This window comes from Streptomyces phytophilus (assembly GCF_013870535.1).
GTDB lineage: Bacteria > Actinomycetota > Actinomycetes > Streptomycetales > Streptomycetaceae > Streptomyces > Streptomyces phytophilus.
The window spans coordinates 1-2,463 of record NZ_JACBXC010000922.1 but is presented as its reverse complement, the minus strand read 5'-3'; the positions used below and the strand labels follow the sequence as shown (position 1 = coordinate 2,463).

The window sequence follows — 2,463 nt, the reverse complement described above, 5'->3', positions numbered from 1 at the left end:
CGACGGCGCCGGGCCGGCGCCGCCCGTACGGTACGGGCGCGGGCCGTCCGCCACGTCCCCGATCCCGCCGCCCGGCGGCAGTTGTGCCGAGGACGTCATTCCGGTGTGCCCGGGCCGTGGATCTGGGCCACCAGGCTCCGCAGTACCGCGTCGGTGCGCGGCCCGTAGTTCAGCAGCACGCCGTCGTCCACCGAGGCGATCCGCCGGTCCATCGCCGCGGGTGTCTGCGCCACGCCCGGCAGCTGCACGAGCCCGTCGGCCCCGCCCACCGACTCCAGCCCCTTCGTCATCACCAGCAGCACGTCCGGTGCCGCCTTCGCCAGCGCCTCGCTCGTGATCGGCGTGAAGTCCTTGTCGAGACCGGACTCCTTCCCGGCGTCCACGCCGCCCGCCGCCTCGATCAGCGAGGCGGCACCGGAGCGCGCGCCGCCCAGCATGTACACGGACGCCGACCCCCGGACGTACAGGAACGCCACCCGCGGCTTCGCGCCGCCGGCCGGGATGTCGCGGCGGGCCGACTCGATCCGCTCCGCGGTCCGTTCGCGCAGCTCCGCGCCCTCGTCGGCGACGCCGAGCGCGGCGGCGACCGCGTCGATGCGGCTGCCGACGTCGTCGAGATCCTGCGCCGGGTCGAGGACGACGAGGGGCACGCCCGCGGCCCGGATCTGGTCGACGGCCTCCGCGGGGCCGGTGGTCTCCTCGGCCAGCACCACGTCCGGCTCCAGCGAGAGCACGCTCTCCGCGGAGACGTCGTGCGCCCGTGTCACCACCGGCAGGCCGCTCGCCTGGTCGAAGGTGGCGGTGACGTCGCGGGCGACGACGCGGTCGCCGAGGCCGAGGGAGAAGACGAGTTCGGAGATCGAGCCGCTGAGCGGAACGATGCGGTCCGCGTCCGTCACCGTGACCTCGCGCCCGTCGGCGGAGGGCACGGTCGCGGGCAGTTCGGGGTCGGCCTCGGCGGTGATGGGCTCGACGCGGCCGGCCGGCGCCCCGTTCCCCGTACCGCCGGCGCTGCTGCCGCCGCTGCCGTCGCCGGAGTCCGCGTCCGAGGTGCCGCCGCAGCCGGCCAGGGCGATCGCCAGGGCGGCCGCGGCGGCAAGGGCGCGGGGGATGCGGGTAGTTCGCGGCACCGGTTCCACCTTCGGCGTTCCAGGGGGCTCGCACGGCCGGGGGCTTCCGGCCTGCTCGGCGATAGCTTAGGTTAGCCTTACCTAAGAAGCCAGACCGGGAGGGGATCCATGCTGCGGCACCTGCGTGCCCTGGCCGCCACCCTGCTGCCGCGGCGGCGCGCCGTTGCCGTCGCCGCGGCCACGCTGCTCACCGGCACACTCGCGGTGGGCACCGACCTCGCCGGCGCGCCGCCCGCGCACGCGGCGGCCCGCACCGTCGACGGCGGCCGACTCGACTGGGGCATCAAGGAGTCGTTCCTCACGTACGTCACCGGCCCCATCGCGCAGGGCGAGTGGACACTGCTCGACGGCGCCGCCTCCGGATTCCGCTTCCACTCCGCCACCGGCTCGTACGACCCCGCAACCGGCGCCCTCACCGCCGCCTTCGGCGGCGGGGTGCGCTTCACCGGGCACGAGGAGAACGGCACCCACCGACTCGACCTGACCCTGCGCCGCTTCACCGTCCGCATCGCCGACGGCCGCGGCACGCTGCACGCCGACGTCGCCGGCAAGGACCGCGAGACGGGCCGGACGAGCACCTCCACCCAGACCGCCCTCGCCGACCTCGACCTCGGCGGGCTCGACATGCGCGGCGGCGGCAGCCCCCTGGTCCTCGACGGCGTGCCCGCCATCCTCACCGCCGAGGGCGAACGCGCCTTCGGCGGCTACTACCCGGCCGGCACCGCGCTCGACCCGGTGAGCCTGTCGGTGGACGTGCGCGCGGCTGAGGCTCCCTCCGGCGACGCGCCCGAGCCGTCGGAGAAGCCCGGGAAGGACGGCGGGAAGGGCGGGAAGGACGAGAAGGGCGGGAAGGCCGCCGCGGGCGACATCGTCGACGGCGCCGTCGACTGGGGCGTGCGCCGCACCTTCCGCGACTACGTCACGGGTCCCGTCGCGCAGGGGAGTTGGCGGCTCGGCGGGGGCGCCCAGGACGGCGGGGCGCTGTTCCGCTTCGGGGGTGCGAAGGGTTCGTACGACGCGGGGAAGCAGCGGCTGGAGGCAAGCTTCTCCGGCACCCTGCGCTTCACCGGCGAGCGCCTGGACCTGCGGCTGAGCGACGTGTCCGTGACCGTCGAGGGCGGCAGGGGGACGCTCGTCGCGGACGTCGCCGACGACGGCGCCACGTCCGGGGCCACCCCGCTCGTCACCTTCGAGGCCGGGCGGCTGAGGGCGAAGGGCGGCCTCGTCGCCGTCGCCGAGGCGCCCGCGAAGCTCACGGCCGAGGGCGCGCGGGCCTTCGGCGGCCTGTACGGGGCGGGCACCGAGATGGACCCGGTGTCCGTCGCCGTGGCGC

2 protein-coding genes are annotated in these 2,463 nt (G+C 76.1%); one reads left to right on the top strand and one right to left on the bottom strand.

Features of this window, described 5'->3' with window-relative positions; all coding sequences use genetic code 11:
• Nucleotides 1–95 precede the first annotated feature (95 nt).
• Nucleotides 96–1,130, bottom strand: a complete 1,035-nt coding sequence (locus H5J30_RS27205) for a heme/hemin ABC transporter substrate-binding protein (RefSeq protein ID WP_181789966.1) — start codon at nt 1,128–1,130, stop codon at nt 96–98.
• 108 nt (nt 1,131–1,238) lie between these two features.
• Here H5J30_RS27205 and H5J30_RS27200 point away from each other — a divergent pair.
• The coding region (locus H5J30_RS27200; RefSeq protein ID WP_181789965.1) for an HtaA domain-containing protein at nt 1,239–2,463 on the top strand (1,225 nt) is incomplete at its 3' end.